General features: G+C 73.0%; 5 protein-coding genes. 2 read left to right on the top strand and 3 right to left on the bottom strand.

All coding sequences use genetic code 11. The features are described 5' to 3' along the window. Positions 1–7: 7 nt before the first annotated feature. Entirely contained in the window at positions 8–1,258 is a 1,251-nt protein-coding gene (locus IG78_RS0100550; RefSeq protein WP_051852242.1) for a serine hydrolase domain-containing protein, read from the bottom strand. Positions 1,259–1,386: 128 nt separating this feature from the next. After that, positions 1,387–10,929: a non-ribosomal peptide synthetase gene (locus tag IG78_RS0100545; protein WP_051852289.1), complete on the bottom strand. Its 9,543-nt coding sequence runs from the start codon at positions 10,927–10,929 to the stop codon at positions 1,387–1,389. Positions 10,930–11,378: 449 nt separating this feature from the next. On the opposite strand from IG78_RS0100545, the gene IG78_RS0100540 reads away from it, so the two are divergent. Continuing rightward, positions 11,379–12,590, top strand: coding sequence for an FAD-dependent monooxygenase (locus IG78_RS0100540; protein ID WP_030558857.1), 1,212 nt, complete (start codon positions 11,379–11,381; stop codon positions 12,588–12,590). Positions 12,591–12,643: 53 nt separating this feature from the next. Further along, positions 12,644–13,042 carry a hypothetical protein gene (locus IG78_RS0100535; protein ID WP_030558856.1) on the top strand — a complete coding sequence of 133 codons (399 nt, stop codon included), beginning with the start codon at positions 12,644–12,646 and terminating at the stop codon, positions 13,040–13,042. A gap of 90 nt (positions 13,043–13,132) precedes the next feature. Here the strand turns inward: IG78_RS0100535 and IG78_RS0100530 are convergent, their stop codons facing one another. Continuing rightward, positions 13,133–13,597 carry an SRPBCC family protein gene (locus tag IG78_RS0100530; RefSeq protein WP_030558854.1) on the bottom strand — a complete coding sequence of 155 codons (465 nt, stop codon included), beginning with the start codon at positions 13,595–13,597 and terminating at the stop codon, positions 13,133–13,135. Between the last annotated feature and the right edge of the window lie 26 nt (positions 13,598–13,623).

Raw genomic sequence — 13,623 nt, 5'->3', positions numbered from 1 at the left:
GGGTGGGTCAGAACCGGGTGTCGTCGACCACGGGAACGGGGGCGGGAGCGGGGGCGGGCGAGCGCTTGAACTTGGCGGCCGCCGGGGGCTTGGTGCCGCAGAAGGCCGGTTCGAGGGTGTTGGTCAGGGCCTGTGTGACCCCGCTGTTGTTGGAGGCGTTGGCGAAGGCCACGACCGTGCGGCGGCCGTCGGGGGTGGCGAAGGACTGGGTCTGATAGCCCTGGACGATGCCGCCGTGGCCGTACACCTTCCCGCAGGACAGGGTCATCTCGCGCAGTCCGAGCCCGTAGGAGACCTTCGCCGTCGGGGTGGGCAGCGCGGTCGTCATCTGCCGTACCGACTCGTCGGAGACAAGACGGCCGGCGTCGCCCGCGAGCAGCGCCGAGAGGAAGGTGTCCAGGTCGGCTGCCGAGGAGATGACGGCACCCGCGCTGCCCACCCAGGAGCCGTTCTGCTCGGTGGAGTCCAGGAGCGGCTTGGTGCGGTCGTCGTTCGTCAGATAGCCGGTGACGTGCGCCCCCGCGATGGTCTTGCGGGGGACCACGTAGGACGTCGTGCGCAGACCGAGCGGCTTGATGATCTGCGTGCGCAGGGCCTGGGCGTAGGACGTGCCGGTGATGTGCTCGACGGCCATGCCGAGGAGGACGTAGTTGGTGTTCGAGTACGAGTAGCGCGATCCCGGCGTGAACTGCTTGCCGTGCTTCACCGAAAGCGCCACCAGCTCGGCGGGCTCGTACACGGTGTTGCGGATGCGCTGCTCGAACGCGCTGGTGGTCTCCTCGCCGGGCTGTTCCAGGAGGTCGTTGGTGTGGTCGAAGATGCCGGAGCGGTGCTGGAGGACCTGGCGGCCCGTCATGTCCCAGTCAGCGGGCAGGGTGTCGGCCGGGAGGTAGTCGCGCAGCGGCTTGTCCAGGTCGATGCGTCCCTGCTCGGCGAGGCGCAGCACGAGGACGGACGTGAACATCTTGGTGTTGCTGCCCACCCGGAACCGCCGGTCGGTGCTCATCGGCGTGCCGTTCAGATCCGACTTGCCGACGGCGACGCCCAGGTCGCGGCCCGCGTCGTCACGGTCGTGCACCACGGCGAAGGCGCCGGGCGCGCCCGCGGCGACGGTGCGCTCCAGGGCGGCGCGCACCGGCGCCGGATCGGCCTTCGTGCCGCTCGCGGGCTCGGCCACGGCTGTCGTCACGCCGAGCGCGGCGAACACCGCACCGGTCACGGCCACCGTCGCGGCACGGGTGAACTTGGTTCTTGTCATCAGGTGTTGCCCCCACCTTTTGTGCGTTTCATGAGGGCGGGCATCGGTCCGCGCCCGCCTGGTCGTGATCGTATAGGCAGGTGGCGGAGGGTCGGCTTCCGGCGCGTGCGTGGCGGGCGTACGGACTCTCAGCGGGACGCTTTGTCCGGCCGGGACTCGGCGTTGACGGTGGCGGCCACCGCCCGTACCTGCGGGGCCCTGACGATGCCGTAGTGCGTGGCGTCGAGGACGTCGCAGGAGCTCAGCCGCGGCAACTCCGCACGCCAGGATCGCTCCTGTTCGTCCGGCGGGCCCAGGGCCGCGAGACCGGCCACCGGGCGGCCCGCCAGCCACACCCGCGCGGGGGTGCCGGTGAGCCGGGGCAGCTCGTGGTGCGCCATGCCCGCCACGTTGGCGCGGCAGCAGCGGGCGAGGCGCTCCGCGTACGCGGTGGCCGCGTCGACGGGCGGGCCCGCGCCCTCCACAGCATCGCCCTGCCCCAGTTCGTGCGCGAAGACCGCCTCGAACTGCGACTCGTCGTACGCCCGGAAGTGCCCCGCGGCACCCGGAGGCGGCGGGTCGAGCAGATAGAGCCCGGCGGCAGGGTGCCCCGACGCCTCCGCGTCGGCGGCCATGGCGTGCGCCACCCAGGCGCCGAACGACCAGCCCGCCAGGCGCCAACGCCACTCGCCGTGCGGGAAGCGTGCCTGGAGTGCCGCGTGATAGTGGCGGGCCCGTTCGGCGACCGACCAGCGGGGCAGGTCCGGCCGCCGCAGCGCAGGGTCGGCGATCAGGCAGACCGTGAGGCTAGGGTCCAGTTCGGAGACCAGGGCGCGGTACGCCTGGATGTCGCCGCCGACCGGGTGCACCAGACAGACCAGGTCCCGGCTCGTCCCCTCCTGCCACACCTCCACGGACACGAGCTGCTCCCGCCCGGCACCGGTGACGCGGGAACACACCTCGTCGATGCTGACCCGGTGGCTCAGCTCGGAGAGTTCCACGTCGATCCCGTAGTGCTGTTCCACCTTGGCGATCAGGTCGAGCAGTGTCAGGGAATCGGCGCCGTGGTCGTACAAGGAGGCGTCCGGGGCGAGGTCGTCCACGTCGAGGAGGGACCGCACCCAGTCACCCAGTTGCGCGGCGACCTCACCCGTGGCTTCGTACCGGGTCGCGGGCCGGGCGTCGGTGTCCGTGGGCGGCACGTAGAAGTCGCGTGCCCGCTCGATGTCGGTGGTGGAGACCAGGAGCTGCGGCAGACCGAGGCGCAGCGCCCTGGCGAAAAGGCGTTGCCCCTCCTTCACCGTGAGGCCCACCGAGAGGTGCGCCTGGTGCCGGGTGTCGGACCGCGGGGCGTCGCGGGCCATGCCGACCTCGCTCCAGATGTCCCAGCCGATGCCGAGGCGCACCGTGGCCTCCGCGTCATCGGGGCAGTGCCGGGCGAAGCCGTCGAGGAGACCGCCCGCGGCGGCGTAGTCGAACTGGCCGACGCCTCCGAACTGTGCCGCCATCGACGAGCAGTACACGGCGAAGCCGGGCCGGTGGCGCTCGACGATCCGCTCAGCCAGGAGTGCGCCCCGCAGCTTGGCCGCGGTGACCTGGCGCATGGCGGCGGCGTCGCGGCGCGCGACAAGGCCGCCGCCCGCCTCGCCCACGGCGTGCACCACGCCGTCGACACGGGGGGCGCACGCCTCGATCCGCTTCAGGACCACGTCGAGCGGTTCCGTCGCCAGGTCGGCCTCGATCAGCTCGACGCGGTCCGCCCACGGCGCCAGGTCGGCGGGGAGCCGTGGCCGCCGGGAGGTGAGGACGACCCGGCAGTCCGAGCGTGCGAGCAGCCAGGCCGCGAGTGCGCTGCCGATCCCGCCGGTGCCGCCGAGGACCACATGGGTTCCGGCCTCCGCACCGGGCGCGCCGGGCGCCGCCACGTCGAGTCCTTCGGGCGCGTCCACCGTGGGCACGGGGAGCAGGGCCTGCCGCCACCAGTACCCCTTCCGCAGCGCGAGCCGCCGGGGCAGGGCCGTCGAGGCATCGGCATCGGCATCGGCATCGGCGGGCAGCGCGGCCAGGGCGGCCAGGGCGGCCGCCCAGTCGCAGGGGTCGGGAGAGGGCAGGTCCAGCCAGCGGCCGTCGACGGCACACTCCTGCGGCAGCACCTCCGCGGCGCCCGCGAGCAGCCCCAACTCCGGTCGCAGCACGTCGCCTTCGACCGGCTGGGCGCGGTGCGACAGCCACCAGGGCCGCAGACGCAGCACATCCCGCAGGTCGGCCGCCGCCCGGACCAGGGCCGCCGGGGTGTCCAGGCAGGCCCACCGGGCACGGTCGACGCTGTCCTCACCGACAGGACCGGCCACCGCGAGCGGCAGCGCGTGCAGCCAGTCGACGTCCGTCGGCCCTGAGGGCTCCACTGCGGTCAGCGCGTCCAGCAGCTCCCGCAGCGAGCCGGGGTCTGCGGGATCCACCTCGTAGACGTCGTCCGCGAGGCGCGCGAAGGCGGGGCCCGCACTGACCCGCACCACCCGCTCGTACGCCGCCTCGAAGGGGCGCAGTGCCTCGGGCGGCAGCGGGGCGGCGGTCATCGCCACGAGCAGCGCGGGCGTGCGCGGACCGGCCGGGACGCGGGCGCGGCTGAGGCGCACCCAGTGCGGCTGGTGCAGCCAGTCGGCCTCGGGCAGCCGCTGCGGCCGGTCGGCCTCGGGCTTGTGCTGATCGGCTCCCGGCTTGTGCCGCCGGCCGGCCGGGGACTCGTCCTGGTCGGCGGCCGGGTCCGTGGGGGCGGCGCGCCGGAAGTCGTACTCGCTGAGGTGGAAGGCCGGTGGGGGGAAGTCCCAGGGCGCCTGGGCCGGTCCCGGCGGCCAGGGGACGGTCCGGCCCGCCAGCCAGGCGTCGACGAGCTCCGCGGCCGCCGCGCGGCTCGTGGCGGTGTACGGGTCCCCTCCGGCGTACGGGTTCCCTCCGGCATACGGGCCCCCTCCGGCGTACGGGCCCCCGTCAACCGCCGTGTCGATGCCGGGTGCCTCGGAATCGGACAGCGTACGCAGCCAGACCACGGCAGCCTCGACGTCGGCGCAGACCGCCGCGGCCCGCAGGCGCCTCGCCGGTCGCCCGGCCTGGAGATGACGCAGGACCCGGTCGTACGCCTCGGGCCGGGCCACCAGATAGTCGGCGATGCGGGCGGCGTCGGCGCGAAGCCCCGCGCGACTGCTGCTGGACAGCACCAGGCAGGGCTCCGGCTCAGGCCCTGGCTTCGGCTCCGCGGCCGGGTCCGCTTCGAGCACGAGGTGGGCGTTGGTGCCGCCGATGCCGAAGCTGCTCACGGCCGCGACCCGGGGCCGCCCGGCGGGCCAGGGATGTGCCTCGGCGGGGATGTGGAAGGGGGCCGCGTCGGAGCCGAGCCGCGGATTGAGCCGCTGGAAGTCGACGTTGGGCGGGATCACGCCGTGGTGCACGGCGAGCGCGGCCCGTACGAGACCGACGACGCCCGCCGCGGCGCCGAGATGGCCGATCTGGCTCTTCACCGACGTCAGCGCACAGCCGCCCGCGCCGTCCGCGCCCGCGTCCGGGACCCCGAAGGCCTGGCGCAGGGCACCGACCTCGACCGGGTCGCCCAGTTGGGTGCCGGTGCCGTGGGCCTCGACGTAGCCGATGTCGGCGCCCGTACGGCCACTGCGGCGCAGCGCCGTACGGATCACCTCACGCTGCCCGGCGAGCGACGGCGCGCTGTAACTGAGCTTGCCCGCGCCGTCGTTGTTGAGGGCCGAGCCGGTGATCACCGCGTACACGGTGTCACCGTCCCGGCGCGCGCTCCGCAGCGGCTTCAGGACGACCACGCCGACGCCGCTCGCCCCGATGGTCCCGTCGGCGTCGTCGCTGAACGGGCGGCAGTGCCCGTCCCTGGAGAAGATGTGCTGCGGACGGTAGGCGTAGCCGCCGGTCAGGAGGGTGTCGACGAGCACCCCGCCCGCGAGCATCACATCGGCGTCGCCCTGGCGCAGCAGCCCCGCCGCGACGTGCACCGCCACCAGCGAACTCGCGCACGCCGCCTGGACGGTGAAGGCGGGGCCCGACAGATCGAGGTGGTAGGCCACCTTGGTGGTGAGGAAGTCCTTGTCGTGGTGGAGCGCCATCTGGAAGCTGTCGGGCAGTTGCTCGGGGTCGCCGTCGCGGAGCAGCGACTGGAAGTAGGTGTTCTCGCCGCACCCGGCGACGAGCCCGACGCACCGGGCGGCCGGGTCGGTGACACCGGCGTGCGCGAGCGCCTGGACGGAACTCATCAGCAGGTGCCGCTGCTGCGGGTCCATCAGCCGGGCCTCCTGGCGGCTGATGCCGAAGTGCTCCGGGTCGAAGGAGAGCAGCCCGGACATCTGGCTGCGCGCGCCCACCAGGCCGTCGGCGGCGTCGAAGTGCTCGATGCCGCGGGCGCCGGTGCGCACCAGGTCCCAGAAGGCCGCGAGGTCGTCGGCGCCGGGCAGCCGGACCGCCATGCCGATGACGGCGACGGGTTCTTCGGCGGGTACGGGTTCCTGGGCGTCCCGGGTGTTCTCGGTGCCCCGGGCGGTTGCCGCGGTGGGCGCCGTCGCCGTTTCCAGGAACGCCGCGAGCCGTCGCACCGTCACGTGCTCGAACAGATCGGGGATGGTGAACCGCAGGTCGGGCTCGGCGGTGCAGCGCAGATGGAAACGCATCAGATCGAGGCTGGACGCACCGGCGTCGAAGAAGCGCTCATCGGGCCCGACGGGCAGCCCGACGACCTCCCTGAACAGCGCGCTCAGCCGGGCCTCGCACGCCGAAAGGCCAGAACCGGCACCGCCTGCGCTGTCGCGGTGGTGCAGCTCGTCGCCGGGAGCGGTCAGCGCCGCCCGCCGGTCCAGTTTGCCGCTGGGGGTGAGCGGCAGCGCTTCGAGGCGCCGGAAGCGGTCGACGCGTATGTAGGGGGGCAGCAGGGGCGCCACATGACGGGACAGGACGGCCGGGGTGAGGGCGTGCGGGGCGGCTCCGTCGCGGACCTGCACGCAGGCGACGAGCCGGTCGGTGTCGTCCCGTACGACCACGGCGTTGGCGACGTCCGGGTGCCGGAGGAGCGCCGCCTCGACCTGGCCCAGTTCGAGGCGGTGACCGCTCACCTTGATCTGCTGGTCGTCGCGGCCCAGATAGTGCAGCAGGCCGTCCGCGTCGAAGCGGGCCACGTCACCGCTGCGATAGAAGGTGCCGAGGCCCGGCAGGTCGACGAAGCGTTCCGCGTCCAGTGCGGGGTCGTCCAGGTAGCAGGGTGCCGCCATGGGGCCGCCGATGAGGAGGCGGCCGGGGCGTCCCGGCGGTACGGCCTCGTCGACGTCGTCGACGACCCGCAGCCAGGCGCCCGCGACCGGACGTCCGATGGCAGGACGCTCCGGCCAGTTCGCAGGGTCCCCCTCCAGACACAGGGCGCTGACCACATGGGTCTCGGTCGGGCCGTAGTGGTTGAACAGGCGCGCGCCGGGCAGCCCGGCGAACCAGCGGCGGATGGCGTCCGTGCACAGCAACTGCTCGCCCGCGGTGATGACCTCGCGCAGTTGTGAGGGGTGACGGCCGAGTCGGACGCCATGCTCGGCGAGGACCTGGAGTGCCACGTACGGCAGGTGGAGGCGCTCGACCCCGGCGGCTTCGAGCCGGTCGAGGAGCGCGGGCGCGTCCTGGCGCAGACCGGGACGGACGAGATGGAGCAGGCCGCCCCCGCACAGCGTGCCGAAGATCTCCTGGAAGGAGACGTCGAAGGACAGCATGGCGAACTGCTGGGTGACGGCGGGCGCCGCGAGCCCGCCGGACTCGCGCTGCCACTGGAGCAGATTGCACAGGGTACGGTCGGGCACCCGCACGCCCTTGGGCACGCCGGTGGAGCCGGAGGTGAACAGGGTGTACAGCGGCCGCCGTCCGTCGTGCGGGGGCAGGGGGTCTGCCGCCGCTTCGGCCGTCGCTCCGGTCACCGGCGCGGCGTCCGGGAGCACGACGGGACGGCGCGAAAGCCCGGCCGGGGCGAACGCGTCGAGCCCGTCCGCTCCGTCTGCTCCGTCCGTCCCGTCCGCTCCATCTGCTCTGTCCGCTCTGTCCGTGTACGGCGGCACCAGGACGCACAGGGGCCGCACCTGGTCCAAAATCTGCCGCAGCAGCGCGGGCGGATAGGACGGGTCGAGGGACACGATGGTCAGGTTCAGCCGGGCGAGGGCGAGCAGCGCCACCACGTGCTCGGGCGAGGCCTGGAGGTACAGGGCCACGTGGCGGGGGCCGTCGTCGTCCGGGGGCAGCGGGTGCTCGTGGCGCAGTTCGGCGGCCAGGGCGGCGGCGTACGCGTCGAGTTCGGCGTAGGAGAACGTACGGTCCGCCGAGGCGAGCGCCGGGGCGTCGGGGGTCAGCAGGACCTGGCGGGCGAAGCCTTCGGCGACGGTCATGAAGGCCGGGAGTGTCGCGGGGGCGCGGCCGGGCTCGGGCAGGGCACGCCGGTGGGGCGCCACAAGGTCGGCGAGGGTGGGGTCCGCGCCCGCGGCCAGCAGGTCGAGGGCGCGGCGGAAGAGTCCGTCGAGCGCGGTCGCCTCACCGGCGTCGAAGTACCGGGCGTCGTACTCCCACAGGCAGTCGATGTCCGTGCCGTGCTCCACCACCGACAGGGTCAGCGGGCACTTCGCCTCGCTCGGCGTCGGCCACTCGGGCCGTACCGTGCAGTTGGGCAGGGTGAGGGCGCCGAAGTCGGTGTTCTCCAGGACGAAGAGGAAGTCGAACGGCGTCCGGTCGGCGCTCGGCTCCCGGTCGGCGAGGACGTCGGCGAGAGCGACGTCCTGCCGGTCGAGGACCGCCTGCGCGGCGTCGGCGTGCCGCCGCAACTGGGTGCTCAGCCGCTCGCGCGGCGACAGTTCCAGGGGCAGCAGCAGCGTGTTCGCGAACATGCCGACGCTCGCCTCGAACTCCTGCACCGGCCTTCCGGCGACCGGGGCCGCGACGCGTGGCGCGGTGCTTCCTGTCACCCCGTACAGGCTCCAGGCGTACACGCCGAGCAGGAGCTGGAAGCGGGTGCGGCCGAGGTCGGCGCAGAGCCGGTCGAGCGCGGCCCTGCGGCCCGCGTCGAGCGTGGTGCGCAGCAGCCTGCCGTGGGCGTCGGACCCCCGTCCGGCCACTCCGCGTACGGCCGTGTGGACCGGCTCCAGGGGCGCCGAGTCCCGTGCCGACCCGTCGTAGTGCTCGCGCAGTCCGGTCCGCTGGTCCTGGTACGCGGCGTATGTGAACCACTCGGCCTGCCAGGCCGCGTGGTCGAGCGGGGTCGGGGCCGGCGGGGCGGCCGTGGGCGCGGCCGCGCCCGGGCGGGGTCCCGGCGCCCGCGTGTATGCGGCGTACGCCGCCGACAGCTCACCGAACAGGACGTTCAGCGACCAGCCGTCGACCGCTATGTGGTGCAGGAGCAGCAGGAGTTCACCGCCGCCGGGGCGCGGCAGCCAGCATGCGCGCAGGAGCCGGGGTTCGGCCAGGTCGAAGGGTGCGGCGAAGAAGTCGTCGACGGAGTCGCGACGGCCGCCGTAGGGTTCATCGCCGTCGGAACGGAGCGCTCCGTCCGGGGGAGCGGTCCACGGGTCGTAGGCCTCGCCCACCACCTGCCGCAGCCCGGCGGGCGTGGACACGAAGGCGGTGCGCAGCGCCGGGTGCCGCACCACGAGGGTGCGCAGGGCGTGCCGGAGCGCGGCGGTGTCGACGGCGCCGTCCAGGTGGAAGGACAGCGGGACGTGGTAGGCGCGGGAGTCCGGTCGGCGCTGCTGGAACAGCCACAGCCGCTGCTGTTCGGAAGTGGCCGGGGCGGTGGAGGCCCCGGCGGGGGCGGTCACCGGGGGGTAGGGCACGTCGGCACCGGCGCGACCCGCCTCGACCGCGGCGGCCAGCTCGGCGAAGTCCGCGCGCAGGATCAGGGCCTGGGGCACGTCGCAGGCCCAGCGCCGCCGGATCTCGAAGCGCAGGCGCAGTGCCTTCAGGGAGTCACCGCCACTGGCGACCCAGCGGTCACCGGGGCGGAGGTCGCCCACGCCGAGGACCTGTCCCGCCAGGGCGAGCACCGCACGCTCCCGGTCGGTGAGGGCCGCCGCGTCCTCAGGGGTCTGTCCGGCACCGGTGGCGGCAGTCCAGGGCGGGTCGGACCGGCGCAGCAGGGCCGGCTTGTCGACCTTGCCGTTGGCGTTGAGCGGTAATCCCGCCACCCGGTAGACGCGATGGGGGCGCATGTACGCGGGCAGGCTCGCGGCGAGATGCCGGTCGAAGTCGTCGTACGACAGTTCCGCGCCGAGCACCAGATAGGCCAGCAGCTCATGGACGCCGTCGGGGTCGCGGCGGGTGCAGACATAGGCCTGGCGCACGGCGGGATGGGCCACGATCCGGCGTTCCAGCTCACCCGGTTCGATGCGGAAGCCCCGCACCTTGACCTGCCGGTCGGCGCGCTCGACGTATTCCACGCGGCCCTCGGTGTCGACGCGTACGAGGTCGCCGGTGCGGTAGTGACAACTGGGCGCGCCGCCGTCCTCGCCACCGTCCTCGCCGTCGTTCTCACTGTCGTGCCAGGGGAGCCCGACGAAGCGGCGCGCTGTCTCCTCGGGCAGATTGCGGTATCCGGCAGCCAGCGCATCGCCGGACAGATACAGCTCGCCCACTTCGCCGGGTGCCGCCGCGCGGGTGCCGTCGACGATCACGAGCGCCCCGGTGCCCGGCAGCGGGCGCCCGATCGGGATCACCTCGCTGTCCAGATCGCGGGGGATGGGGTGGCACAGGGCGAACGTGGTGGCTTCGGTGGGGCCGTAGACGTTGTGGAGCCGGGTGCGGCTTTCGGGGTTGTCGCGGAACCAGCGGCGGATCAGGCGGGCGTTGAGCTGCTCGCCGCCCACCAGGACCTGACCGATCCCGGAGAAGCAGTGCGGCACCTTGTCGACGATCGCGTTGAACAGCGCCACGGTGATGAACAGGACGTCGATCCGAAGGCGCAGCAGTTCGGCCGCGAGGACGTCGGGCGTCTGCACCGTCTCGTCGCGAAGGATCACACAGCGGCCGCCCGTAAGGAGCGGCACCCACACCTCGAAGCTGATCGCGTCGAAGGCGGGGTTGGACAGACAGGCGAAGCGCGCGCCCTCGCCAAGCTGGAGGTAGCCGGGGCGCGCCAGACGCAGGATCCCGGCGTCCCGCACCTCGACACCCTTGGGGTGCCCGGTGCTGCCGGAGGTGTAGAAGACGAAGGAGACGCCGGGGCGGGCGGCGATGGCATCGTTGTCGCCGGGGGAGCCGGTGTCGCCGAGGGACCTCTTGTCGGCAGGGGGACTGCTGCCGCCGGGGTAGCCCTGAAGCAGCGGATCCACAGCGAGCGGACGCACCCCCTCGGGCACCGCGCCGAGGGCGTCGGCACCGTGCACCACCGCCGTGCAGGCCGAGTCGGCCAGGATGTGGCGCTGCCGCTCGGGCGGGCTCTGGGCGTCGAGCGGGACGACGGTCGCACCCAGGCGCAGGGCGCCGAGCATGGCGCAGACGAGCTGCCAGGAGCGCGGCAGACAGACGGCCACGGACTGTCCCGGACGCAGGCCGTGGCGGCGCAGGTTGTCGGCCACCGCCGCGCTGACCGCGTCGAGTTCGGCGTACGTGAGGGTCCGCGCACCGTCGACGAGCGCGACGGCGTCGGGGCGGCGGCTGGCCTGCGCGAGCACGGCCGCGGCGAGCCCGCCCCGCGGGAGGTTCTGCCCTGGCGGTGAGTGCTGCTCTGTCCGCCGGTCCTCGAGACCGGGGTCTTGGTTCGCGAACAAAGCTGACTCTTCCACTCGCGGCGCATACAGCGCGCCGGTCGTTTCAACGGCCAATGTGGCCGCCCGTGGTGATGATTGATCAGCCCGTATGCGTCTGTCAATGGCGGACCGTCCGCGCCTCCCCAAGGCGCGGCGAAGGAATTTCGGTTCCTGGGAATGCCGCCGGAGCCGAATCGTCTCGTCGAAGCCGGCGGTGGCCGGGTGTGGCGACACGCCGCCGAGCGGGGTAGCTGTTCGTACGGACTCAGGGTGACCCAGCCAGGCTTAAATCACGCATTCAGTAAAAATCACCTTTCATACTGCTACGCTCCGTCACGGTCAGCAATCTTGAGCAACGTGTGCGACGTGTAGAGGTGTACGTGAAGGTCGTCTGCGTCGGAGGCGGACCCGCGGGTCTGTACCTCTCGATCCTGCTGAAGCGTCAGGACCCGGCCACCGAGGTCACCGTGTACGAGCGCAACCCGGAGGGGTCGACCTACGGGTGGGGCGTCACCTACTGGCGTGGGCTGCTCGACAAGCTGGAGGAGCACGATCCGGAGTCGGCGCGAGCTGTCGCGGGCCACTCGGTGCGCTGGAGCGACGGAGTGGCCCATGTACGGGACGGTGTACGGGACCTGACGACACGGCACCGCGGCGACGAGGGCTTCGGCATCGGCCGCCACCGGCTCCTGGAGATCCTCGCCGGGCGGGCCAGGGAGCTCGGTGTACGCCTGGAGTTCGCGCGGGAGGCCGCCCCCGGCGCACTGCCCGCCGACGCCGACCTGATCGTCGCGGGCGACGGCCTGCACAGCTCCCTGCGGACCCGCGACGCCGACCACTTCGGCACCGAGGTCAGGGCGGGGCGCAACCACTACACCTGGCTCGGCACCACCAAGGTCTTCGACGCCTTCACCTTCTCCTTCGTGCAGACCGAGCACGGTTGGGTCTGGTGCTACGCGTACGGCTACGGCGCCGAGGGCAGCACCTGCGTCGTCGAGTGCGCCCCCGAGACCTGGGCGGGCCTAGGGCTCGACCGTGCCGACGAGGCGGACGGGCTCGCCCTCCTGGAGAAGCTCTTCGCCGACCTGCTCGAAGGGCACCCCCTCATCGGCCGCGCCGACGCCGACGGCAGGCCCCAGTGGCTGACCTTCCGCACCCTCACCAACCAGCGCTGGTACCGCGACAACGTGGTCCTGGTCGGCGACGCCGCCCACACCACGCACTACTCCATCGGCGCCGGCACGACCCTCGCCCTGGAGGACGCCATGGCACTCGCCGGCGCACTGCGCGAGCACCCGGACCTGCCCACGGCGCTCGCCGCCTACGAACAGCGGCGCAAGTCCGAACTCCTGTCGATCCAGAGCGCCGCCCGCTTCAGCGCCCAGTGGTACGAGCACCTGCCCCGCTACATCGGCCTCCCGCCGCACCGGATGTTCGCCCTCCTCGGTCAGCGCCACTCGCCCCTGCTGCCGCACGTACCGCCTGGGCTGTACTACGGCATCGACAAGGCCGTCGGCCGCCTCGACGCCCTGCGGCGGCTCAAACGCTGGCTGGGGCCGAAGGTGGCACGGGCCGCCATGTCCTGACCGGACGGCGAGAGGGCCAAGGCAGGGGACACGCACCGGTGGAGCCGACATCGATGGCAACGCCCACGTCCCCACGCACGCACACGCCCGCGCCCTCGGCGTCCGCGCCCTGGGTGTGGGACCGCCCCGAGGACGGGGTGCTCTACCAGGAAGCCGTCCGCGGACTGCCCACCGGCGACGACGCGGAGTTCCACACGCGCCCGGTGGTGGAGCGCGTCCTCACCGCGGGATTCGGCGAGTACTACGACTACCAGGACGCCGTGGAGCGGCACGACATCGCCACCGCGGAAAATGAAGGGGCACGGTCGCCCGGCAGGCGCCTGCTCCTGCGGGTGTGGCTCGCGACCCTGCGGCTGCAAGTGGCGTTCATGCGCCGCCAGTGGCGCAAGTCGCTCCCCGCGGCCTTGTCATCGCTGGTCCCGGCGTCCGGGGCTGCCCGCGGCGACACATGACTCGGGGCCACGCGGTCGTCCGCCGCGCGGCCCCGGGCCGGATTCGTCGGCGTGGCCGTCACACCACGGCCCGACGCCCTCGACGGGGTATCAGATGTCCTCGGGCCGGATCCGGCCGCGCCAGCTTCCCGTCTCCAGGGACCGGCTCTCGATGAACTCCTTGAAGCGCTGCATGTCGCCCTTCACCCGGCGGTCGATGAAGCCCATCGTGTCGGCGGCCTTCTCCGTCATGCCGCCGGGCTCGATGTCCATCACGAGCTCCACGCGGGTGTGCGTGGCGTCCAGGGCCTGGAAGCGGACCATGCCCATCTGCTTGATGTCCCCGCTCGTCGTGCGCCAGGCGATGCGCTCGTCCGGAAGCTGGTCGACGATCTCGGTGTCGAACTCGCGCCGGACCCCGCTGATCTTCGTGGTCCAGTGGTTGCGCCGCTCGTCCAGTTGGACGACTTCCTCGACGCCCTCCATGAAGTGGGGGAACTCCTCGAACTGCGTCCACTGGTTGTAGGCAGTGCGAGCGGGAACCTCGACGTCCACAGATTCCGTGACCGTGCTCATCAGCGTGCCTCCTCTTCGTCCGTCGC

Source organism: Streptomyces aureocirculatus, from assembly GCF_000720475.1.
In the GTDB taxonomy this organism is placed as follows: Bacteria; Actinomycetota; Actinomycetes; order Streptomycetales; family Streptomycetaceae; genus Streptomyces; species Streptomyces aureocirculatus.
The sequence above is the reverse complement of the archived record's forward strand: the minus strand, read 5'-3'. Positions and strand labels throughout refer to the sequence as shown.